This window comes from Rhodovulum sp. BSW8, from assembly GCF_003314725.1.
Classification (GTDB): domain Bacteria; phylum Pseudomonadota; class Alphaproteobacteria; order Rhodobacterales; family Rhodobacteraceae; genus Rhodovulum; species Rhodovulum visakhapatnamense.
On the sequence record NZ_QNVX01000006.1, the window covers coordinates 23,456 to 45,003 of the forward strand.

Below are 21,548 nucleotides of genomic sequence, written 5' to 3' on the forward strand. Positions count from 1 at the left end.
AGAGTGCCGGGGGGCGGCGGTTCAAGCGCCGGGCTGTCCTTCAGGGCCTGCGTCCGGGTCCGGCGCCTCCAGCAGGGCCTTCAGATCGTCCAGGGTATTGGCCTCGGCGGCGGGCTTGTCGCGCCGCCAGCGCGCCATCCGGGGAAAGCGCAGGGCAAGGCCGGATTTGTGCCGGGGGCTGGCCCGGATGCCCTCGAAGGCGATCTCGAAGACCAGTTCGGGCGCGACCTGTCGCACCGGGCCGAAGCGTTGCAGGGTATTCCTGCGCACCCAGGCGGTGATGTCGCGGAATTCGGCATCGGTCAGCCCGGAATAGGCCTTGGTCACCGGCACCAGCGCAGCGCCGTCCCAGACCGCGAAGGTGAAATCGGTGTAAAGCGTCGCGCGCCGCCCGTGCCCCGCCTGGGCATAGATCATCACCGCATCGACGGTCAGTGGATCGAGCTTCCATTTCCACCAGTCGCCTTTCCTGCGCCCGGCCAGATAGGGCGCGTCCGCGCGTTTCAGCATCACGCCTTCGGCCTCGGCCATGCGCGCCGCGCCCCGGGTCCGGGCCAGATCCTGCCAGTCGTCGAAGGGCAGGACCGGCGACAGGCGCAGCGGCCCGCCGGGCGGCACCCCTGCGATGATCTGTTCCAGCCGGGCGCGGCGTTCGGCCAGCGGGCAGGCGCGGATATCGGTGCCGCCGTCTTCCAGCAGGTCATAGGCAAGAAACGCGGCCGGGGTCTCGGCCAGCAGCCGTTTCGACACGGTCTTCCGCCCGATCCGGGTCTGGAGCACGGCGAAGGGCAGGGGGCGGCCGTCTTTCCAGGCCAGGATCTCGCCGTCGAGCACGGTGCCTGCGGGCAGGAAATCCCGGGCGACGGCCAGTTCGGGAAAGCGGTCCGTGATCAGGTCCTCGCCGCGCGACCACAGGAAATGCGTCCCGCCGCGTGCGATCAGCTGGCCGCGGATGCCGTCCCACTTGTATTCGGCGATCCAGTCGGGGGGCGCGCCCAAGGCCTCGGGCGGGCCCTCGATCTGATAGGCCAGGTAGAACGGATAGGGGCGCGAGAGCGCCGCGGCCGGGTCGGGCGCCTCGATCAGCGCCCGCCAGCTGGTCGTCGCGGGGGTCCAGTCGCCCATCAGGCGGTGCGCCAGCTCGGCCTCGTCCTGCCCGGTGGCACGGGCCAGCGCGCGGGTCATCAGGGTCTGGCTGACGCCGACGCGGAACCCGCCGGTCAGCAGTTTGGTGTAGAGGAACCGTTCGGTCCCGCCGAGGCTGTCCCAGGCGTCAAGGATCGCGGTCTTGCGGGCGGGCTCGTCCATCGCGGCCATGGCAAGGATGTCGGCCATCCGGGCCGACAGGCTGAGGTCGCTGTCCTGCCCGGGCGGCGGCAGGACCAGCGCGATGGTCTCGGCCAGATCGCCCACCACCGGGTAGCAGTGCTCGAACAGCCAAAGCGGCAGCCCCGCCCGTTCGGCCGCCCATTCCCGCAGCCGCGCAGCCGTCACCGCCCGGCGCGGCCGCCGCCCCGACAGAAGCGCCACGGTCCAGAGCCGGTCGGGCTCGGGCGCCTCGGCCAGATAGGCGGCGAGCGCCTCGACCTTGGCGGTGGTGCGGGTGGTCCGGTCGAGCGCTGTATAGAGGGCGGCGAAGCGGTTCATTCCGCGTCGCCTTCGGTCGTTTCGCCCTCCCAGGCGGTGGCGACGATGCCCGCATCATAGCCCTGTTCGGCCAGCCAGCGCCGGAACGGGCCGGTATAGCCATGGGTCACCAGAACCCGCTCGGCCCCCGTCGCGCGGATCGCGGCGTTGAGCCCGTCCCAGTCGGCATGATCGGACAGCACGAAGCCGCGGTCGGCCGCGCGCCGCCTGCGCACACCGCGCAGCGCCATCCAGCCCGAGGCGAGGCCGGTCGAGGCCTGCCCGAAGCGCCGCGCCCAGGCGCTGCCAAGGGCCGAGGGCGGGGCCAGCACCAGCGCGCCGGGATGGGCGCGCGGGTCGGTTTCGGGCGTGACCGGCACCGTGTCGGGCAGGGCGATGCCTTGCGCGCGCATCACCCGGCAGGTGGCCTCGATGGCGCCATGGGTCAGGATCGGGCCCGGCCCTGCGCCGTCCCCTGCGCCGTCGCCAAGCCCGACCAGCAGCCGCTGTGCCTTGCCAAGCGCATAGGCGCCCAGAAGGCTGGCCCGGCCCTGAGCTGCGTTTTCCGCCCACCAGTCGCGGATTTCGGCCATCACCTGCGCTTGCGGGCGCCAGCGGAAGACCGGCAGCCCGAAGGTGCATTCGCTGATGAAGGTGTGGCAGGGCACCGGCTCGAACGGTTCGGACAGCCCGTCGGGCTCGGGCTTGTAATCGCCCGAGACGACCCAGACCTCGCCGTTGCACTCGACCCGGATCTGGGCCGAGCCGGGCACATGGCCCGCCGGGTGGAACGAGACCGACGCCGCGCCGATCCGGCGCGTCTCGGCGTAGCGGATCGTGTCGAGCGCGATGGCGCCCAGCCGGTGGCGCATGACCGGGGCGGCGGTGTCGGTTGCCAGATAGCGGCGGTGGCCGGGGCGGGCATGGTCGGCATGGCCATGGGTGATCAGCGCCCGGTCGACCGGCGCCCAGGGGTCGATGTAAAAATCGCCTGCGGCGCAATAAAGCCCGTGCTCGGTGACGCTCAGAACGCTCATGGCCCGACTATAGCGCGGCCCGGGGCCGGGGCGATTGCATTCGGTGCGGCGGCGGCGCATAGCGCCTCCATGGCCGATGTGCATGTGACCGAACCGATCCATCCCGACGCGCTGGCGCTGCTGGCGGCGGCGGGGCTGAGTGTGTCTTGCGGCTGGGAGGACAGCGACCCCGCGGCCGGGCTGGCCGCCGCGCGGGCCTGGATCCTGCGCACTTTCGTGGTGAGCCCTGCGATGATCGCCGGGGCGCCCGCATTGCAGGCGATCTGCAAGCACGGGGTCGGCACCGACAATATCCCGGTGGCCGAGGCAGAACGCCGGGGCATTCCGGTCTTCAACACGCCCGGGGCCAATGCCAATGCGGTGGCCGAGCATACGATGATGTTGCTTCTGGCGCTGGCGCGGCAGGCGGTGGCGATGGACCGTGTCGCGCGGACGGGCTTTCAGGGCGTCGAGCGGCTGGCGCCGGTCGAGCTTTCGGGCCGGCGGATGCTGATCGCGGGCTTCGGGCCGATCGGCCAGCGGGTCGCGCATCTGGCGCGGGCCTTCGGGATCGAGGTCACGCTCTGGCACCGGCGTCTGAGCGCCGAAGACGCGGGCCTGCCGGTGGTGCGCGATCTGCGGGCCGCGCTGCCCGCCGCGCAGATCCTCAGCCTGCATCTGCCGCTGAACGAGGGCACGCGCGGGCTGATCGGCGCGGCCGAGCTGGCGGCGCTGCCCGAGGGCGCGATCCTGATCAATACCGGGCGGGGCGGTGTCGTCGACGAGGCGGCGCTGGTCGCGGCCGCGCCCCGGCTGGGCGGCATCGGGCTCGATGTGTTCGAGACCGAACCGGCGCGACCCACCGACCCGCTTTTCGCATTGCCGAATGCGCTGGTCTCGCCCCATGCCGCGGCGCGGGGCGACCAGAGCTTTCGTCGGATGGGGATGATGGCCGCCGAGGCCGCGATCCGGGCGCTCGGCGCTTGACAGTGGGGGGAACCCCTGTATAAGCGCGCCATTCCGGCCCCTCGCGGCCGGGATTTTCATTGGTGTTGGTGGCCCCCGCAAGGGGATGCCTGTCAGGGTCCGGGCCGTGCCGGAACGGGTCCAGAGGACAACGCCCTTCATTGCCGCTTTCGGGCGGCGCCCGTTTGAAGGAGATCAGCCGTGACCAAACGCACGTCTGCCAAGTACAAGATCGACCGCCGCATGGGCGAAAACATCTGGGGCCGTGCCAAGTCCCCGGTCAACCGCCGCGAATACGGCCCCGGCCAGCACGGCCAGCGCCGCAAGGGCAAGCTGTCCGACTTCGGGATCCAGCTGCGCGCCAAGCAGAAGCTGAAAGGCTACTACGGCGACATGACCGAGAAACAGTTCCGCCGCATCTTCGCCGAGGCCGAGCGTCAGCGCGGCGATACCGGTGAACTGCTGGTCGGTCTGCTGGAGCGCCGTCTCGACACCGTGGTCTACCGCGCCAAGTTCGTGCCGACCATCTTCGCCGCCCGCCAGTTCGTGAACCACGGCCATGTGACCGTGAACGGCCAGCGCGTCAACATCCCGTCCTACCGGGTCAAGGAAGGCGACGTGGTCGAGGTCCGCGAGAAGTCCAAGCAGATGGCCGCGCTGCTCGAAGCGACCCAGCTGGCCGAGCGTGACGTTCCCGACTATATCGAGGCCGACCATTCCAAGATGACCGCTACCTTCGTGCGGATCCCGGGTCTTGGCGACGTGCCCTATCCGGTGCTGATGGAACCCCACCTCGTCATCGAATTCTACGCGCAGAACTAAGGTTCCGCGCCGACCCGCAAGATCTGGGGCCCGTCCTGCCGCGCGCAGGGCGGGCTCTCTGCGTTGCGGGCGCTGCGGCCTCGGGCGCCGGTCCGGCGGAATCCCTGTCGCCGCGCCGGTTCGCCCGCTTGCCCGAATCCGGGCGGCGCGCTATGGGCCGCTCGCAGAGGGTCCCTGGGAGTTCCGATCATGGCCGAAAAACCTTCCGTCGAGCAGGCGTTCGAACGCGGGCTTTTCGCATCGCGCTGGCTGATGGCGCCGATGTATCTGGGCCTCGTGGTGTCGCTGGCGATGCTGGTCGTCGTCTTCATGCGCGAGATCGCCTATTACGCGCCGCAGGTGCTGACCATGTCCAGCGAGACCGCGATCCTGGCGGTGCTGACGCTGATCGACCTGACGCTGGCGGCCAACCTGCTGCTGATCGTGCTGTTCTCGGGCTACGAGAATTTCGTCTCGAAGCTGGATATCGGCGCCCATAGCGACCGGCCCGACTGGATGGGCACGGTCGATTTCTCGGGGCTCAAGATGAAGCTGATCGCCTCGATCGTGGCGATTTCCGGGATTCACCTGCTGAAACGCTTCATGGAGATCGGGCAGGCCAAGGCCGATGCGATCTATGGCGATACCGAACTGTTCTGGCTGGTGCTGATCCACATGGTCTTCGTGCTGTCGGGCGTGCTGCTGGCGGCGATGGACTGGCTGTCGGCGCGCGCCGGGAAACACTGAGCCGGGGCGGCCCGGCCACGCCGGTCACGCGGTCCGCCGAACCGCCCGGGCGGGGTCTTTTCGTGCTGGCCTTGGCCCCGGCCGTGGGCTACGGATGCCCGCCAAGGAGACAACGAAAATGACCAGGATCCCCCCCCAACCCGGAATTCTCGAGATCGCCCTTTACCAGGGCGGGCAGTCGAAAATCGAGGGGATGAGCGATGTCGTCAAGCTGTCGTCGAACGAGAACCCGTTCGGCACCTCCGAGAAGACGAAAACCGCCTTCTCGCGCTGCGTGCACAGCCTGCATCGCTATCCCTCGACCGACCATGCCGAGCTGCGCGCCGCCATCGGCGAAGAGCACGATCTCGATCCCGAGCGGGTGATCTGCGGCGTCGGGTCGGACGAGATCATCGCCTTTCTCTGTCAGGCCTATGCCGGTCCCGGCGACGAGGTGATCCATACCCGGCACGGCTTTGCCATGTACCGGATTTCGGCACTGGCCGCGGGGGCGACGCCTGTCGAGGTCGAGGAGGTCGAGCGCACCGTCGATGTCGACGCGATCCTTGCCGGGGTCACCGACCGGACCCGGATCGTGTTCCTGGCCAATCCGGGCAACCCGACCGGCACCATGATCCCCGAGGCCGAGACCCGGCGGCTGGCCGAAAACCTGCCCGAGCGCGTGGTGCTGGTGCTTGACGCGGCCTATGCCGAATATGTCGAGGGCTTCGATGGCGGCCGCGCGCTGGTCGACCGGCACCATAACGTGGTGATGACCCGGACCTTCTCGAAGATCTACGGCCTTGGCGGGCTGCGGGTCGGCTGGGCCTATGCCGCGCCCGAGGTGATCGGCGTGCTGAACCGGGTCCGCAGCCCCTTCAACCTCGGCCAGGCGCAGCTTGAGACCGCCGAGGCCGCGGTGCGCGACCAGGCGTTCGTGGCGCGCTGCCGGGCCGAGAACACGCGGCTTGCGGCCTGGCTGGCCGGGGCGCTGACCGAGGCGGGCGTGCCGACGGACCCGACCTTTGCCAATTTCGTGCTGCCCCGCTTTGCCGACGCGGCCGAGGCCGAGGCCTGCGATGCCTATCTCAAGTCGCAGGGGCTGATCGTGCGCCGGGTCGGCGGCTACAAGCTGCCCCATGCGCTGCGCATCACCGTGGGCGACGAGGCCGCCTGCCGACGGGTGGCCCATGCCGTGCGGGCGTTCAAGGAGGGGGCTCGGTGAGCAGCCCGCTCTACGATCGGGTCGCGCTGATCGGGCTGGGCCTGATCGCGGGCTCGATGGCGCTGGCGATGCGCCGGGCGGGGCTGGCGGGCGAGATCGTCGGCACAGCCCGCTCGGCCGAAACCCGCGCCATTGCCGCCGAGATCGGGCTGGTCGACCGCGTGGTCGAGACCGCGGCCGAGGCCGCTGAGGGTGCCGATCTGGTGGTGCTGGCCGTGCCGGTCGGCGCGATGGGCGCGGTCGCGGCCGAGATCGCGCCGCATCTGGCACCCGGTGCCACCTTGACCGACGTGGGGTCTGTCAAGCGCGCGGTGATCGAGACGGTCGCGCCGCATGTGCCCGAGGGCGTTCATTTCATTCCTGCCCACCCGCTGGCCGGGACCGAGCATTCGGGGCCCCGGTCGGGCTTTGCCGAACTGTTCGACAATCGCTGGAGCCTGATCGTGCCGGTGCCCGGCACCGACCCGGCCGCGACCGAGCGGCTCCGGCGGCTCTGGGAAGGCATGGGCGCCAATGTCGAGGAGATGGACCCCGACCACCACGATCTGGTTCTGGCGGTGACCTCGCATGTGCCGCACCTGATCGCCTATACCATGGTGGGCGTCGCCGACGACCTGCGCCGGGTGACCGACAGCGAGGTCATCAAGTATTCGGCTGCGGGCTTTCGCGACTTCACCCGGATCGCGGCTTCGGACCCGACCATGTGGCGCGACGTGTTCCTGACCAACAAGGAAGCCACGCTGGAAATCCTCGGCCGCTTCACCGAAGAACTGTTCGCGCTGCAACGGGCGATCCGGACCGGGCAGGGCGACGAGCTGTTCGACTATTTCACCCGGACGCGCGCCATCCGCCGCGGCATCATCGAGGCCGGCCAGGATACCGACGCGCCCGATTTCGGCCGCGGCACCAAGGCCCGGACCTGATGCGGCGCGCGGGCCTCGGTCTTGCGCTGGTTCTGATCGCCGGAACGGGAAGCGCCGCCACGCTCGACAGTGTGCTGCGCCCGAAGCCGCGCCCGGCCGCCACCCAGGCTGCCACCCGGACCGATGCCGCGACTGTGGCGATGGCAGAGGGGCCGGCCGCCCTGGGCAGGACCCTTGCCCCGGCGCGCCCGCAGCCGCGCCCCGAGGGCGATGCCGAGCTGCCGCTGGCCGGGGCCGAGCCCGACCCGGCCCCGGACCTCGCGCTGCGCCCGCATTCCCGGCCGACCGTCGCCGGGGCGCCCGTCCGCGTGCGCGAGGTCACGGCCGATCTGACCCTCGACCGGTCCGCCCGGCCCGAGCCGCGTCCGAGAACGCCCTATCAGGTGGCGTCGCTGTCGGCGGCGGGCATCCGCACCCAGCCCTCGGCCATCCTGACCCCGCGCGGCGGTGTCGTCTGCGGCGATCCCGCGATCACCGGCCAGATGATCGCGCCGATCCCGGGCCGGATCGCGGGCTGCGGGGTCGACCGGCCGGTGCGGGTGACGGCGGTCGACGGCGTGGCGCTCAGCCAGGCCGCCACCATCGATTGCGACACTGCCCGCGCGCTGCGGGTCTGGGTCAGCGACGGCATCAAGCCCGCCGTGGGGCGTCTGGGCGGGGGCGTTGCCTCGCTGAAGGTCTTTGCCCATTACGCCTGCCGTCCGCGCAACAACCAGAAGGGTGCCAAGGTGTCCGAACACGGGCGCGGCCATGCCGTCGATATCGGCGCGGTGACCTTGCGCAACGGCGTGTCGATGACGGTGGCCCGGGGCTGGAACGACGCCGCGCAGGGCAAGATCCTGCGCCGCATCCATCGCGCGGCCTGCGGTCCCTTCGGCACCGTTCTTGGCCCCGGGTCGGACGGGTTTCACAAGGATCACATCCATGTCGACACGGCGCGCTACCGCAGCGGGTCCTATTGCCGCTGACGCGGCCGGAGCCGTCTAGCGCAGCCGCAAATTCGGCGCAGGTCCCAGCGGCACCGGGCCGAGCCACACTTGCCCCAGCGCAAGGCGCAGCGGCACGTCCAGCATGCCGGGCCGCCCCGACAGCCCCGCCAGCAGCCCCAGCGCCTCTTCCAGCCGGTCCGCGAGCGGCGCGGAAAGCCGCCCCGAGCCGCGCGCAAGCGCGATCATCTCGCGCCAGTTGGTGGCCCGCAGCGTGAGGCTGCCCGAGGGCTGGCCTTCGGCATCGACATCGAACCGGCCTGCCGCCTGCAACGCCAGATCGCCCCATTGCGCGTCAAGCCGCCCGATCTCGACCTGCCGCAATTGCGGCCGCCGGTCCTCGACCGCGTGCCGGTCCCAGGGCGCGTCGAAGACCGCCACGGCCTCGATCGCGACCTGCTGGAAGACGGGCGGCAGCAGCCCGGCCGGATCGAGCGTCGCGACAAGCTTCTCGGGCGGGCGCATGCCGCTCGCGGACAGGCGCAGCCGCTGGGCGCCGGGGCGCTCGTCAAGCGCGGCCGTCTCGATTTCGGCGCCATCCATCGAGGCGCGCCAGCCCGCATCCGACACCAGCCCGAAGGCGCCGATGGAAAGCTGCGCCGAAACCAGCTCCAGCGCCAGACCCGGGCGGAAGGCAAGCGCGCCGGTCATCGCCTCGGCGGTGACCTCGATCCTCTCAGTGGGTGTCGCGATCCGCTGGGTCTCGGGCCAGCGAACGGTGACGCGCTGGGGCCGGTGGCTGTGCGCGGAAAAGCCGAACCAGGGCAGCGACCAGGCCAGCCCCGTGGCCGGATCGGCCAGGTCCAGAGGCGCGAGACGGGTGTCGAAGCGGGCCGGGAAGCCGGTCACCGAGATGCGGCCCGCATCGGCTGCCCACCCTTCGGCGCGGCGGGCATCGAGCCAGCCTGCAAGACCGCGTTCGATCCCGCGCGCGGCCAGCGCCCAGTAGCCCGACCAGGCCAGCGCCGCCAGCACCGCCAGAGACAGAAGAAACCGCATCGCCTTCCCCCCCTTTCGTCCCATGCCCCGATGAGGGTAACAGGGGGCGACGGGAAAGGACCAGACGATGCAGGACGGCTTGTGGGTTTTCGGCTATGGATCGCTTCTGTGGAAGCCGGGCTTCGAGGTGGCCGAGAGGCGGCTCGCGCGGCTCGACGGCTGGCATCGCAGCTTCTGCATGCGCTCGATCCATCATCGCGGCAGCGAGGCCGAGCCGGGGCTGGTGCTGGCGCTGGATGCCGCGCCGGGGGCCTCTTGCCATGGCGTGGCGCTGCGGGCCGCGCCGGGGAGCGAGGAGGCGACCCTGGCCGCGCTGCGGGAACGCGAACTGATCTCGTCGGCCTATTTCGAGGTCGAGCTTGAGGTGACGCCGGAGGCTGGCCCCGACGGGACGGTGCCCGCAGCCTTGCGGGTGGTGGCCTATGTGATCGACCCCGATCACGTGCAGTATTGCGGCGGGCTGCCGCTGGACGAGCAGGCGCGCATCATCGCCCGGGCGAAGGGCGGGATGGGGCCGAACGACGAGTACCTGTTCAATACGGTGGCGCATCTGGCCGAGCTGGGCCTCGCCGATCCCGATCTGGACTGGCTCGCCCAGCGGGTCAGAGCGCTGCAAACGGATTGATTGTTGTGGGGGCGCCCGGCTTCGCCTAGTCTCTGCCCCAAGAATGACCGGGCCAGAACCCAATCCCATGGACAAGACCCCTCGCGAGGCCGAACCGCAGTTTTCCAGGCCGCTGCGGCAGGTTGTGTTGATGACAAGTTCCTGCGTGCTGTTCGCAACGGGGGCCTATCTGGCCTATCCGCAGGTGGCGCCGGTCTTCATGGCCAGCCCCTATCTGAACGGGGCCATCTTCTGCGTGTTCCTGATCGGGGTCGCGACCTGCTTTCTGCAGGTGATCCAGCTGGGCGCCTCGGTGCGCTGGATCGAGGATTTCGCCTCGGGCATCCCGGGCCACAACCTGACCCGCGCGCCGCGCCTGCTGGCGCCGCTGGCGGCATTGCTGCGCAAGCGCCGCGACAAGCGGATGCAGATCAACACGGGCTCGGCCCGCACCATCCTCGATTCCGTCGCAACCCGGATCGAGGAACAGCGCGACATCACCCGCTATCTGACCAACCTTCTGATTTTCCTCGGGCTTCTGGGCACCTTCTACGGGCTGGCCACGGTGGTTCCGGCGGTGGTGGACACCATCCGCTCGCTTGCGCCGCGCGATGGCGAGGGGGGCGTCGAGGTGTTCGGGCGGCTGATGACCGGGCTCGAAAGTCAGCTGGGCGGCATGGGCACGGCCTTTGCCTCGTCGCTTCTGGGGCTGGCGGGCTCGCTGGTGGTGGGGCTTCTCGAACTCTTCGCGGGCCACGGCCAGAACCGGTTCTATCAGGAGCTCGAGGAATGGCTGTCGTCGATCACCCGGCTCGGGTTCTCGACCGGCGAGACCGAGGGCGAGGTCAGTGCCGAGGTCGGGCTGCTGGCCGCCACGCTCGACCAGCTGGCCGAGCAGATGGAGGGGCTGCACACGCTCTTTGCCGAATCCGAGGGCGAGCGGGTGGCGCTGGAAAGCCGGGTCGGCACGCTTGCGGAGGCGGTCAACACGCTGGGCGCGGCGATGGAGCGCCAGCTTGACGACACGCGCGCGGTGACCGAGGCGCTGTCGCGGGTGGCCGATGCGCAGGGACGCGCGACCGCCGCCATCGAGGCGCGGATGGGCGAGGAGGGCGCGCTGGCCGATGCCGAGGCGCGGATGCGGCTGCGGTCGATCGACGTGCAGCTTCTGCGCATTCTCGAAGAGATTTCCGCCGGGCGTCAGGAGACGGTGACCGATCTGCGCGGCGATCTGGCGGCGCTGGGCCGGGTGCTGTCGCGGCTGGCGCCCGGGGACGAGCGGTGGGGCTGAGATGGCCCTGACCCGGCGCGGCGGCGGACGGTTTCAGGCCACGATCTGGCCGGGCTTCGTCGATGCGATGACGGCGCTTCTGCTGGTCCTGATGTTCGTGCTGTCGATCTTCATGCTGGTGCAGGAGATGCTGCGCGAGACCATCACCGGGCAGAAGAGCGAACTGACCGAGCTGAATGCCGAATTGTCGGCCCTGGCCGATGCGCTGGGCATGGAACGGCAGCGCGCCTCGGGGCTCGAAGAGCAGGTGGGCGAACTGGGCGCGGCGTTGACGACGGCGCGCAGTGACGCCGAGGCGCAGGCGGCGCTGATCGCGGCGCTGCGCGACCGGGTCTCGACGGGCGAGGCCGATCTGGCCGCCGCGCGGACCCGGATCGAGGATGTCGAGGCGCGCATGGCTCGGCTTCTGACCGAGCGCGACGCGGCGCAGGCACGTGGCGATGCGCTGGCGGGCGAGGTGGCCGAGCTTGAGGGCACCCGCGACCGGCTGGAGGCGGCGCTGGCCTCGACGCGGCAAGAGGTCGACGCCCAGACCGAGGCCGCGCGGCTGGCTGCGGCCCGGCGCGAGGCGCTGGAGGCCCTGATTGCCGATCTGCGCGCCCGGAACGCCGAAACCGAAGCGGCGCGCGCGGCGCTGGCGGACGAGGTCCAAAGCACCGAGGCCGCGCTGTCGCAGGCCGAAAAGGACCGTCTGGCCGAGGCGGCGGCAGCTGCGGCGCTGCGCGACAGGCTGGCCGGGTCCGAGGACGAACTGACCGCCATGAGCCTGGCGCTGGAAGAGGCCCGCAAGCGGGCCGAGGACACGCTGACCCTGCTGGCGGCGGCCGAGAAGGCGCGCGATCAGGCTGCGGCCAGGGCCGAAGGCGCGCTGACCGAGGCCGACCGGCGCGCGGCGTTGCTGGCGGTGGCGAACGAGACGCTGGACAAGGAAGAGGCAAAATCGGCTGAAAGCCAGCGGCAGGTCGAATTGCTGAACCGCCAGATGGCGGCGCTGCGCGGCCAGTTGGGCGAGTTGCAGGGGTTGCTGGACGCCGCCGAGGATCGCGATGCCGCGGCCCGGATCCAGATCGAGACGCTGGGCAGCAAGTTGAACGCGGCGCTGGCGCGGGCGGCGTCCGAACAGCGCGCCCGGGCCGAACTGGAGGAAGCCGCGCGCCGCAAGGCCGAGGAAGAGGCCGCGCGGCTTGCCGCCGAGAAGAAGACGCTGGAAGGCTACCGGTCGGAATTCTTCGGGCGGATGCGCACGCTGCTGGCCGGGCGCGAGGGCGTCAGGATCGTGGGCGACCGCTTCGTGTTTTCCTCCGAAGTGCTGTTCGAGACCGGCAAGGCGGATCTGTCGGACGATGGCGAGGCGCAGATCGCCAATGTGGTCTCGATCCTGCGCGAGGTCGCGGGCGAGATCCCGCCCGATATCGACTGGATCCTGCGGGTCGACGGCCATACCGACGACGTGCCGCTGGCGAAGGGCGCCGATTTCGCCGACAACTGGGAACTCAGCCAGGCCCGCGCCCTGTCGGTGGTGCGCTACATGACCGAGGATCTGGGCTTTCCGCCCGACCGGCTGGCGGCGGCTGGCTTCGGTCAGTACCAGCCGGTGGCGCGGGGCAACAGCCCCGAGGCGCGCGCCCAGAACCGCCGGATCGAACTGAAGCTGACCGAACGCTGAGCGTCAGCGCCGCCGCCGTCCCTTGGGAACCGGCAGCGGGCGCACCCGCTTCTCGATCTCGTCGTACAGCATCCCGGCGATGTTCTTGCCCGAGGCCTTCTCGATCCCTTCGAGCCCGGGCGAGGAATTGACCTCCAGCACCTTGGGCCCGTCATGGGCGCGCAGAACGTCGACTCCGGCGAGGTTCAGCTTGAAGGCACGGGCCGCGCGGACGGCGGTTTCGCGCTCCTGCGGGGTGATCTTGACCGGAACCGCATAGCCGCCCTGATGCAGGTTCGACCGGAAATCGCCCTCGGCGCCGGTCCGCTTCATCGCCGCCACGACCTTCGAGCCGACGACAAGACAGCGGATGTCCTCGCCCGCGGCTTCCTTGATGAAGCGCTGGACGAGGAACGAGGCCTTCAGTCCGCGAAAGGCCGAGATCACCGATTCGGCCGCGTTGTTGGTCTCGGCCAGCACCACGCCCTTTCCTTGTGTCGATTCCAGCAGCTTGACGATCAGCGGCGCGCCGCCCACCAGCGAGATCAGGTTGCCGGTATCCTTGGGCGAGGCGGCGAAGGCGGTGGTCGGCATTCCGATCCGGTGGCGGGCGAGGATCTGATGCGCATGCAGCTTGTCGCGGCTCGCGGTGATACCTTCCGAGCCGTTGACGCAATAGGTGCCGATGGTCTCGAACTGGCGGATCACGGCGGTGCCATAGGCGGTGACCGAGGCGCCGATCCGGGGGATGATCGCGTCATAGCGCGGCAGGCGGGCGCCATCATAGTGGACCTCGGGCGCCAGTGCGTCGAGCGCCATGTAGCAGCGCGCGGTGTCGATCACCTCGACCACATGGCCGCGCGCCTCGCCTTCGGCCACCAGCCGCGCGGTCGAGTAGTTGTGCGGCTCGCGGCTGATCACGGCGACGCGCAGCACCCGCGCGGGCGCCACCTCGCGCACCCGGGCCGTGTGATAGACGTCATAGGACAGGCGGGGCTGGCAGAAGCTGTCGACCGGGCTGACCAGAACGTCCTCGCCCAGCGCCTGCCGGCCCAGCAGCATCCGGTAGGCCATGCCGCCCCGGTGGGTCAGGGTCAGCTCGATCGGCCAGCGCCGTCCGCCCACCACGATCTCGGCGGCGATGACATAGCGCCATTCGGAATCGCCGTTCGACGAGGTCACCTCGCGGCGGTCGACGATGGTGGCCGAGCAGGGGATCGACAGATCCTCGCGGCCGGGAATCGGATGCACCGCGAACCGGACCTTGGGCCGCGAGGCAGGGCCGAAGGGTTCGATGTCGAAGGCATGCAGCGCCGAGGTCTTGGCGCCGGTATCGACCTTGGCCTTCATCGCGGGCAGCCCCAGCTCGGGCAGCGAAATCCATTCTTCCCAGCCAAGGCGAAAGCCCGGGAGCGCCGGTTCGGTGTGCTCGGTCATGCGGATCGTCCTGTGCGGTGGCCGGGCGCCGGGCCCGTTCCCTTCCCCAAGTGCTGTCCGGTATCCTGTCCCGAGGCCGGACCTCTCGCGCCCTGTTAGCGAAGCCCGCTCCGGGGGCACAAGCGGCGCATCGTCCCGGGGCCGAAGATTTTCATCTGAAGCGGCGCGCCGGAGCCTCTGTCCCCGGCCGCGCCAGGCTGATATGCGAACGCCCATGACGACATTCGGTTTCACCCTTCATGCCACCGACGGGGCCGCGCGCAGCGGCGCCATCGCAACCCCGCGCGGCACGATCCGCACCCCCGCCTTCATGCCTGTCGGCACCGCAGGCACCGTCAAGGCGATGCTGCCCGAAAGCGTGGCCGCGACCGGGGCCGACATCCTTCTGGGCAATACCTATCACCTGATGCTGCGGCCCGGGGCCGAGCGGGTGGCGCGCCTTGGAGGGTTGCACGCCTTCATGCATTGGAACAAGCCCATCCTCACCGATTCCGGCGGGTTCCAGGTCATGAGCCTCGCCGGGCTGAGGAAAATGTCGGAAGACGGGGTCGCCTTCCGGTCGCATATCGACGGCTCGACCCACATGCTGAGCCCCGAACGCAGCATGGAGATCCAGCGCCTCTTGGGGTCCGACATCGTGATGTGTTTCGACGAATGCCCGGCGCTCCCGGCCTCCGAGGCCGAGGTCGCGCGCGCGATGCGGCTGTCGATGCGCTGGGCCGAGCGGTCGAAGCAGGCGTTCGGCGACCGTCCGGGCCATGCGCTGTTCGGGATCATGCAGGGCGGCGTCACCCGCGAGCTGCGCGAGGAATCGGCCCGGGCGCTGACGGCCATCGGCTTCGACGGCTATGCGGTGGGCGGGCTCGCCGTGGGCGAGGGGCAGGAGGCGATGTTCGGCGTCCTTGACTACGCGACCGGTTTCCTGCCCGCCGACCGGCCGCGCTATCTGATGGGCGTCGGCAAGCCCGACGACATCGTGGGCGCGGTCGCGCGCGGCATCGACATGATGGATTGCGTTCTGCCCTCGCGCTCGGGGCGTACGGGGCAGGCCTTTACCCGGCGCGGCGTCGTCAACATCAAGAACGCCCGCCATGCCGACGATCCGCGGCCGCTGGACGAGCACTGTTCCTGCCCGGCCTGCCGCAACTATTCGCGCGCCTATCTGCATCATGTGTTCCGCGCGCAGGAGATCCTCTCGTCGATGCTGCTGACCTGGCACAACCTGCATTATTTCCAGGAGCTGATGGCGGGCATGCGCGCGGCGATCGCCGAGGGCCGTTTCGCGGCCTGGCAGGCGGCGTTCCATGCCGGGCGGGCCGAGGGCGATATCGAGCCGCTCTAGGCGGGGGCGCCGTTGATGGCGGGTTTACCCTGGCGGGGCTTTGCCCGGACGGGGGCCGTCTCGGCGCTTGCGCCGGGGGCGCCGGGCGGGCATTCTGGACCCCGGAACATGGCGGGCATGTTGAATTGGCGACCAATTGCCCCAGATAATGACAGCAGACCGGGGACGGCCATGCGCTGCCGATGATCGGGGCCGGTAGCCGTCCAGCGAACCTAAGGATACCTCATGCCCGAGCATATCAGCTCTTCCTATCCCGTCCTTCCGCTGCGCGATATCGTGGTCTTCCCCCACATGATCGTGCCGCTCTTCGTCGGCCGCGAGAAATCCGTCCGTGCGCTCGAAGAGGTGATGCAGGACGACAAACAGATCCTTCTGTCGGCGCAGATCGACCCGGCGGTGGACGAACCCACGACCGAGGGCATCTACCGGACCGGCGTGCTGGCCAATGTGCTGCAACTGCTCAAGCTGCCCGACGGCACCGTCAAGGTGCTGGTCGAGGGCAAGACGCGGGTGCGCACCACCGGCTATCTCGACAATCCGTCCTTCTTCGAGGCGAGTTGCGAGCCGCTGTCCGAGGAACTGGGCGACGAGGAGGTTGTCGAGGCGCTGCTGCGCTCGGTCGGCGCCGAGTTCGAGCGCTATGCCAAGGTCAAGAAGAACATCCCCGAAGAGGCGCTGTCGGCGGTCGCCGATACCCGCGAACCGGCCAAGCTGGCCGATCTGGTCGCGGGCCATCTTGGCGTCGAGGTCGCGCAGAAGCAGGAGCTTCTGGAAACGCTGACCGTCGCCGCGCGGCTGGAGAAGGTCTATGGCCTGATGCAGGGCGAGATGTCGGTCCTGCAGGTCGAGAAGAAGATCAAGACCCGCGTCAAGTCGCAGATGGAGCGGACCCAGCGCGAATATTATCTGAACGAGCAGATGAAGGCGATCCAGCGCGAGCTGGGCGATGGCGATGACGGCCAGAACGAGATCGCCGAGCTGGAAGAACGGATCGCCGGCATCAAGCTGTCGAAGGAAGCCTCCGAGAAGGTCGCGGCCGAGGTCAAGAAGCTGAAGTCGATGTCGCCGATGTCGGCCGAGGCGACGGTCGTGCGCAACTATCTCGACTGGATCCTGTCGCTGCCCTGGGGCGTGAAATCGCGGGTCAAGAAGGACCTGACGGCGGCCGAGAAGGTTCTGGACAACGACCATTACGGGCTTGAGAAGGTCAAGGAACGGATCGTCGAATATCTGGCGGTGCAACAGCGCAGCCAGAAGCTGAAAGGCCCGATCCTCTGCCTCGTCGGCCCGCCCGGCGTCGGCAAGACCTCGCTTGGCAAGTCGGTGGCGCGGGCGACGGGACGCGAATTCATCCGCATCAGCCTGGGCGGCGTGCGCGACGAATCCGAGATCCGCGGCCACCGGCGGACCTATATCGGTTCGATGCCCGGCAAGATCGTCCAGGCGATGAAGAAGGCCAAGACCACCAATCCGCTGATCCTGCTCGACGAGATCGACAAGATGGGACAGGATTTCCGCGGCGACCCGGCCTCGGCCATGCTGGAGGTGCTGGACCCCGAACAGAACGCGACCTTCGTCGATCACTATCTCGAGGTCGAATATGACCTCTCGAACGTGATGTTCCTGACCACGGCCAACAGCTACAACATGCCGGGGCCGCTTCTGGACCGGATGGAGATCATCAGCCTCGCGGGCTACACCGAGGACGAGAAGCGCGAGATCGCCGAACGTCACCTGGTGCCCAAGCAGATGAAGAACCACGGGCTGAAGGCGAAGGAATTCGAGCTGACGCCCGAGGCGCTGACCGAGATCATCCGCCGCTATACCCGCGAGGCGGGGGTGCGGAACCTCGAACGCGAGATCGCCAAGCTGGGCCGGAAGGCGGTGACCAAGCTGATCAAGAAGGAGACCGACAAGGTCACCATCGGGCCGGATGTCCTCGAGGACTATCTGGGCGTCAAGAAGTACCGCTACGGGCTGGCCGAGAAGGAAGACCAGATCGGCGTCGTGACGGGGCTGGCCTGGACCTCGGTCGGGGGCGATCTTCTGTCGATCGAGGCGCTCAAGCTGCCGGGCAAGGGCCGGATGAAGACCACCGGCAAGCTCGGCGACGTGATGAAGGAATCGATCGATGCCGCGTCGAGCTATGTCCGTTCCATCGCGCCCGATATCGGCTTCAAGCCGCCGCGCTTCGACAAGATCGACATCCACGTCCACGTGCCCGAGGGTGCCACGCCCAAGGACGGGCCGTCGGCCGGGGTGGCGATGGTGACCTCGATCGTGTCGGTGCTGACCCAGATCCCGGTTCGCAAGGATATCGCGATGACCGGCGAGGTGACGCTGCGCGGCAATGTGCTGGCCATCGGCGGGCTCAAGGAGAAACTGCTGGCGGCACTCCGAGGCGGGATCAAGACGGTGCTCATTCCCGAAGAGAACGAGAAGGACCTGCGCGAGATCCCCGACAACGTGAAGGAGGGGCTGACGATCATTCCGGTCGCCCATGTCCGCGAGGTTCTGAAACAGGCCTTGGTGCGCGAACCCGAGCCCATTGAATGGGACGAAGCCGCCGAGGAGGCCGCAGCGGCCGCCGCCGCCAAGGCCTCGGGCGGCGAAACTGCGGGGCAGGTCGCGCACTGACGCGGCAACGTCCGGCACCGTCCATGACAAGGGACGCGCCCGGGAGGGCGCGTCTTTTCGTTTCCGGCCTTTGGGCCGGGGGCAGCGCGGGCGCCCGAAAAAAGCCGAAGCCAATTCGCCCCGACCCTCTTGCAAAGCGCGGCACGGGCGGATAACAAGCGCGCCACGGGTGATTAGCTCAGCGGTAGAGCGCTTCGTTCACATCGAAGATGTCAGGAGTTCGAATCTCTTATCACCCACCATCTTCTCAATGGCTTATGGCGTTTTTGCGAACTGCCCCGGGGTCCGTGAACCTTTCGGAGCTTCGTGACGTCCAGAACGTCGGCCGCGCGGCGCAGGTGGGTCGGAGAGGATCTGGCGTAAACGCGCCCGGTGACTGAGACGTTGGAATGCCCCAGATACTGGCTGATCTCGCTCATCGGAACGCCCGCCTCGGCCATATGGACAGCTGCGGTGTGCCGGAGCACCTGCGGGGACACGTCCTTGAGGCCTGCCGAGGCGACCGCCCGCTGGAACCCCTTGCGGATCGATTTCACCGGCCCCCCCCCGGCCCATCCGATGACCTGATCGCTCAGGGCGGCCTCTTTCGCGGCGGTCAGCGCGGCCCGCGCCCCGGACTTCATCGGGACCACGGCACGACCCTTTCTCGGACCCGTGGTATCCCGGCGCAGATCGATCTGACCTCGTCTCATGTCCACACGATCCCAGGTACGTTCCCGGACTGCCGTCACGCGCGCTGCGGTGGAGAGCATCAGGGTGATCGCAGGCGCGATATACGGTTCGCAGTCTGCGGCCAGCAGCCGGCCGATTTCCGCATGCGTCAGGTGGCGATCACGCGGAGAGGGCTTCGGCGGCCTGTCAATGCATGGCGAGAACTCGATCATGCGCATCCTTGCCGCCCCGTTGAGCGCCGTGCGCAGGCGTCCCGGTTCTGTCCAGGATGAGCCGTCGCCGATCCCGGGCGCACGGCGCGCTGCGGTGTAGGCGCGGCATCTCTGGGTCGAGATCCGGTCGGGGCGAAGCGCGCCGAAATGGGCCAGGATCGGCTTCCCGGTCCAGCGCATGGTTGCCGTCACTGGCCGTCACTGGCCGTCCCGCACGATCTGCGCGATAGGCTTTGGCCGGTTATGTGGCCGCTTCAGCGGCAGAGCGCTGTGCGCTCCAAGCCATCACTTCACGATTTATCGACAAGCTGCTCTAAGCGTTTGGAAATAGCGCCCTGAACCGATGTCGCGATCTCTTCCGGAAAGTCGTGCGGCAGGTCAACGACCGTTGCGGCGATGTTCCCGCCGTGCCGACACGTTCCGCCACACGGCGGCGGATGGTCGGATTATCGGGCAGCAAGTTGTCGAAGACGGGGATTGCTTCACCGCCGAGAAAGCGGTCTTCCCGCAGCGGCAGGGAGAGCGAGATCGGCATCCGATGTTCCCACTCCAGCCAGGAACGGTCGTAGGCAAAGCTGATTGCGCCGGATTTCTCGCGCAGGAGCTGCCCGACAAGCCGCGTGTTCAAGAAGACGTTCAACGGTGCAAAGCTGCGGCGGCGCCCCATCTAGAAGATGTACTCCAGGCCGCTTTGCGCCCCCTTGCTTCTTGGTTGCACCTGGATTTCAAGGTCGAGCGCAGCGAACAGGTCGAAGAGCGTTTCCAGCTTGGTACTGGCGACGCCATTCTCGATCTTGGAGATGGTTTCCTGCAGACCCCGCTTCTGGCTGCGAGGTCTTTTTGTGTGAAACCCTTGGCCTTCCGTGCTTCACGGATGGCATGTCCGATATCCTTGGGGGTGCGCGCTAACTGCGTCATGTCATGTCTCTTTCTGTCCTTATGACGCAAAAATCATATTTTGTCAGTATGATGCGAAGGTCATAAGGCGCCAGTATGATGTTTGCATCATACATCGCCTTTATGGCCTCCGCGTCATAAACCCGCGAGGAAATGCCCCGTCAGAGCGACGGGGCCGGGACTGCGCGGCGGCGATTGCGCACGCGCGTGATGTTCTCGAGGGGCGCCAGGATGTTGCGGCGCTCGGGTGTGCCGGTGGCCGTGGCCATCAGCAGGCGTTCAAGCGCGGCGAAACGCTCATCCGGTTTGTCGTCGGTCAGCGGCTCCAGCTCGTGAATGGTGAAAAACGCGATCATCGTGATCTTTCTGTTCTTGGCATTGTCGAGCCCGAACCGTTTGGGGCTTCGTTGAACAGGACGACCGGCGTCTTCGTGCATGAGAGGGACACCTTTGGGCGCAACATATGTCAAGCAGGCCTGCCCTTGTCCCGCCCCCTACAGCCCGGGGGACTGTTTTCCCGGCAAACGGACGCAGCTGCGCCATCTGCGCTTCCGTCAGCCAGAAAAGCTCGCTCATGATCCCTCCCCAAATCGGGAGTTTGAATTACGCGGCGAGCCCGCGCTCAAGCAGATTTATGGGTCCTGCTCCAGCGCCCATCAGCCGGAAATTCTTGCCCATCGCTCAGTCTCCATGCGGCCCCCAAATCACGCCCCGGCCGTAAATAAATGGGCTCTGACGCGAATTGAGAAGTCATCGGAACGGTTCCCGCTCAAATCGTCGAAACGTGAAATTCTTCCTTCTAGAATCGCCTAAGTTGTGTGATGTTTCTTTACTGCCAAGGCAGAGTGCATGTGAAAGGTGCAAGAGGGGACAGGGTCCCTTCGGTTTTGTCCAACCAATCCATAAAATGGGGACAATTGCCATGAAGATCTCGAAGGGATTTATTGCTGCCGCCTTTGCCGTCGCAACAGGTTTCGCGGGGACCACTGCGATGGCCGACTCGTGCTTCTGGATGTCAACGGATTCCGGCAATCCCTGGGTTCCCGCTCCACAAGGCGATGTCGACAAGGACAAGTGCTTCGCGTTGGATAGCTGCGATGGCGGAAAAGGGGAATCCGGCGGCGGATGCTACAAGTGGGCGGCCAGCGCCGATGCCCCGCGCGAGCCCTGGTATTCCTGCTTCTGGCTCAACAACCAGACCAATGAATGGGTTCCCGCCCCGCAGGGCATGGTCAGCGAGGGCCAATGCCAGGCGCTCGACAGCTGCCAGACCGGTGGCGGAGGCCAGTCGGGCGGCGGATGCTACAAGTGGACCGTCAGCGCAACCGACCCGCAGAATCAGTGGGATTGAGGATTTCTCGGATGGGGGCCGCCCCCGTCCGAGCTTTCAGATCTCTTGAATGCGAAGCGGGTCGTTGCCGCAATTCCTGTCGGTGCGCCGACCGGGACGCCATAAGCGGAAGGGTCATATCGGAGTCAAGTCTTGCGCATGATCGGCGTCGCTGCCGACGTTCGGTCGTTTGGGTCGCTCGCCTCTGCTGAC

Annotated in this window: 19 protein-coding genes and 1 tRNA gene; 13 read left to right on the forward strand and 7 right to left on the reverse strand. The window is 68.2% G+C overall.

Annotated features, from left to right (window positions below):
• Positions 1 to 21 precede the first annotated feature (21 nt).
• A complete protein-coding gene (locus tag DSD19_RS05205) occupies positions 22 to 1,647 on the reverse strand; it encodes an ATP-dependent DNA ligase (protein WP_113668798.1) in 1,626 nt (541 codons plus the stop codon).
• Complete coding sequence (locus DSD19_RS05210; RefSeq protein ID WP_113668875.1) at positions 1,644 to 2,663, reverse strand: ligase-associated DNA damage response exonuclease; 1,020 nt, start codon at positions 2,661 to 2,663, stop codon at positions 1,644 to 1,646. The genes DSD19_RS05205 and DSD19_RS05210 overlap by 4 nt, the downstream gene beginning before the upstream one ends.
• Before the next feature lie 69 nt (positions 2,664 to 2,732).
• Here DSD19_RS05210 and DSD19_RS05215 point away from each other — a divergent pair, with 69 nt between their 5' ends.
• The 6 genes from DSD19_RS05215 (at position 2,733) to DSD19_RS05240 (ending at position 8,251) form a co-directional block, all read left to right on the forward strand.
• The gene (locus DSD19_RS05215) at positions 2,733 to 3,629 is read left to right on the forward strand and encodes an NAD(P)-dependent oxidoreductase (RefSeq protein ID WP_165828051.1); all 897 of its coding nucleotides are present in this window, start codon (positions 2,733 to 2,735) and stop codon (positions 3,627 to 3,629) included.
• 180 nt (positions 3,630 to 3,809) lie between these two features.
• Entirely contained in the window at positions 3,810 to 4,430 is a 621-nt protein-coding gene (gene rpsD, locus DSD19_RS05220; RefSeq protein ID WP_075786957.1) for a 30S ribosomal protein S4, read from the forward strand.
• Positions 4,431 to 4,619: 189 nt separating this feature from the next.
• Positions 4,620 to 5,156: a TIGR00645 family protein gene (locus DSD19_RS05225; RefSeq protein WP_075786956.1), complete on the forward strand. Its 537-nt coding sequence runs from the start codon at positions 4,620 to 4,622 to the stop codon at positions 5,154 to 5,156.
• 118 nt (positions 5,157 to 5,274) lie between these two features.
• Positions 5,275 to 6,360, forward strand: coding sequence for a histidinol-phosphate transaminase (hisC, locus tag DSD19_RS05230; protein WP_075786955.1), 1,086 nt, complete (start codon positions 5,275 to 5,277; stop codon positions 6,358 to 6,360).
• On the forward strand, positions 6,357 to 7,283 hold the full coding sequence (locus DSD19_RS05235; RefSeq protein WP_075786954.1) for a prephenate/arogenate dehydrogenase family protein: 927 nt from the start codon (positions 6,357 to 6,359) through the stop codon (positions 7,281 to 7,283). Before hisC ends, DSD19_RS05235 begins: the two co-directional genes overlap by 4 nt.
• On the forward strand, positions 7,283 to 8,251 hold the full coding sequence (locus tag DSD19_RS05240; RefSeq protein ID WP_243627714.1) for an extensin family protein: 969 nt from the start codon (positions 7,283 to 7,285) through the stop codon (positions 8,249 to 8,251). The genes DSD19_RS05235 and DSD19_RS05240 overlap by 1 nt, the downstream gene beginning before the upstream one ends.
• Positions 8,252 to 8,266: 15 nt before the next feature.
• On the opposite strand, the gene DSD19_RS05245 is transcribed toward DSD19_RS05240, so the two are convergent.
• Positions 8,267 to 9,268, reverse strand: a complete 1,002-nt coding sequence (locus tag DSD19_RS05245; RefSeq protein WP_134079444.1) for a DUF2125 domain-containing protein — start codon at positions 9,266 to 9,268, stop codon at positions 8,267 to 8,269.
• Between the two features lie 67 nt (positions 9,269 to 9,335).
• On the opposite strand from DSD19_RS05245, the gene DSD19_RS05250 reads away from it, so the two are divergent.
• The 3 genes from DSD19_RS05250 to DSD19_RS05260 all read left to right on the forward strand — a co-directional run bounded on the left by DSD19_RS05250 (position 9,336) and on the right by DSD19_RS05260 (position 12,829).
• Positions 9,336 to 9,893 carry a gamma-glutamylcyclotransferase gene (locus DSD19_RS05250; protein ID WP_075786952.1) on the forward strand — a complete coding sequence of 186 codons (558 nt, stop codon included), beginning with the start codon at positions 9,336 to 9,338 and terminating at the stop codon, positions 9,891 to 9,893.
• Between the two features lie 67 nt (positions 9,894 to 9,960).
• Positions 9,961 to 11,163: a biopolymer transporter ExbB gene (locus DSD19_RS05255; protein ID WP_075786951.1), complete on the forward strand. Its 1,203-nt coding sequence runs from the start codon at positions 9,961 to 9,963 to the stop codon at positions 11,161 to 11,163.
• Position 11,164: 1 nt separating this feature from the next.
• Positions 11,165 to 12,829 (forward strand): peptidoglycan -binding protein, encoded by a 1,665-nt coding sequence (locus DSD19_RS05260; RefSeq protein ID WP_113668800.1) that lies wholly within the window; start codon positions 11,165 to 11,167, stop codon positions 12,827 to 12,829.
• Between the two features lie 3 nt (positions 12,830 to 12,832).
• Here the strand turns inward: DSD19_RS05260 and rimK are convergent, their stop codons facing one another.
• Positions 12,833 to 14,245, reverse strand: a complete 1,413-nt coding sequence (gene rimK, locus DSD19_RS05265; RefSeq protein WP_113668801.1) for a 30S ribosomal protein S6--L-glutamate ligase — start codon at positions 14,243 to 14,245, stop codon at positions 12,833 to 12,835.
• A 214-nt stretch (positions 14,246 to 14,459) separates the two neighbouring features.
• On the opposite strand from rimK, the gene tgt reads away from it, so the two are divergent.
• The 3 genes from tgt (at position 14,460) to DSD19_RS05280 (ending at position 18,466) form a co-directional block, all read left to right on the forward strand.
• Entirely contained in the window at positions 14,460 to 15,587 is a 1,128-nt protein-coding gene (gene tgt / locus DSD19_RS05270) for a tRNA guanosine(34) transglycosylase Tgt (protein WP_113668878.1), read from the forward strand.
• Positions 15,588 to 15,812: 225 nt separating this feature from the next.
• Positions 15,813 to 18,224, forward strand: coding sequence for an endopeptidase La (lon, locus tag DSD19_RS05275; protein WP_113668802.1), 2,412 nt, complete (start codon positions 15,813 to 15,815; stop codon positions 18,222 to 18,224).
• Positions 18,225 to 18,391: 167 nt separating this feature from the next.
• Positions 18,392 to 18,466: transfer RNA gene (locus DSD19_RS05280), tRNA-Val, on the forward strand.
• On the opposite strand, the gene DSD19_RS05285 is transcribed toward DSD19_RS05280, so the two are convergent.
• From DSD19_RS05285 to DSD19_RS05300, 3 genes are all read right to left on the reverse strand, one after another.
• Entirely contained in the window at positions 18,437 to 19,300 is an 864-nt protein-coding gene (locus DSD19_RS05285; protein WP_243627716.1) for a site-specific integrase, read from the reverse strand. The genes DSD19_RS05280 and DSD19_RS05285 overlap by 30 nt on opposite strands.
• A 121-nt stretch (positions 19,301 to 19,421) precedes the next feature.
• Positions 19,422 to 19,736, reverse strand: a complete 315-nt coding sequence (locus DSD19_RS05290) for a HipA N-terminal domain-containing protein (protein ID WP_243627717.1) — start codon at positions 19,734 to 19,736, stop codon at positions 19,422 to 19,424.
• A gap of 430 nt (positions 19,737 to 20,166) precedes the next feature.
• On the reverse strand, positions 20,167 to 20,442 hold the full coding sequence (locus DSD19_RS05300) for a hypothetical protein (protein WP_133260363.1): 276 nt from the start codon (positions 20,440 to 20,442) through the stop codon (positions 20,167 to 20,169).
• A 485-nt stretch (positions 20,443 to 20,927) separates the two neighbouring features.
• Here DSD19_RS05300 and DSD19_RS05305 point away from each other — a divergent pair, with 485 nt between their 5' ends.
• Complete coding sequence (locus DSD19_RS05305; RefSeq protein WP_113668806.1) at positions 20,928 to 21,356, forward strand: hypothetical protein; 429 nt, start codon at positions 20,928 to 20,930, stop codon at positions 21,354 to 21,356.
• Positions 21,357 to 21,548: the final 192 nt, after the last annotated feature.